We start from the raw sequence: 777 nt of genomic DNA on the forward strand, positions 1-777 counted from the left end.
GCAAGGAGTCTGTCGTGCACCGCCTTCAGGTTCGGGTTGAAACGTGCGGCGACGAGGGCCGGCATATACAGCGCCTCGCGCACGAGGGCGCGCCCACCTTGGATGAAGCCCTTGCCACGCCATCGTCCCGACTGGCGCGTCATTGGCGCCAGACCTGCCAGGCTGGCCGCGGCACGCTGGTCGAGTGCGCCCAATTCGGGCATCTGCGCCATCAGGGCGGCGGCTGTGACGGTTGCGTTGCCTGGAATGCTGAGAAGAATGGCGTGTTGCGTGGAAAGCGTTTTGTCCGCTGCGATCAGCTCCGCAATGGCGGCGTCGATGGCTTTGAGGTCTATATCGACCCGCTTCAGGCGATCCGCATTCTGTCGTCGCAGTATCGCCAGACCCATCCCTTTGGCCCGGTTCTTCGCCGCCGTGCGGTCCTTGACCAAGGCGCGTCGCGCAGCGATCAAGTCGTTGAGATCACGTGGGGCTTTCGTCCCGACCGGCCGCGGCTCCAGTTGCAATGCCAGCCCCATGCGCGCCAGCATCACGGCGTCGGCCCGGTCGGTCTTGGCGCGGGTTCCGAGCGCTTCGCCAAAGCGCTTCGCATGGCGCGGGTTCACCTTGACCAACGGGTAGCTCGGCTCGGCGAGGCGCCGCTCCAGCGACAGATGATAGCGTCCGGTGGGCTCGAACACGACCCGGCGCACGTTGGTTCCCAGCCAGCGTATCAGCCGTTTCAATCCAGCTTTGTCGTTGCCAAAAGCAGCCGTCTCTCCATCCGGCAGACGGTGG

1 protein-coding gene is annotated in these 777 nt (G+C 65.3%); it reads right to left on the reverse strand.

The window, feature by feature from the left end; all coding sequences use genetic code 11:
- Window positions 1-777: IS110 family RNA-guided transposase (locus FJM51_RS23540; RefSeq protein ID WP_140456510.1), on the reverse strand; the 777-nt coding region annotated here is incomplete at both ends.

Origin of the sequence: Amaricoccus solimangrovi, from assembly GCF_006385685.1 — a bacterium.
Taxonomy (GTDB): domain Bacteria; phylum Pseudomonadota; class Alphaproteobacteria; order Rhodobacterales; family Rhodobacteraceae; genus Amaricoccus; species Amaricoccus solimangrovi.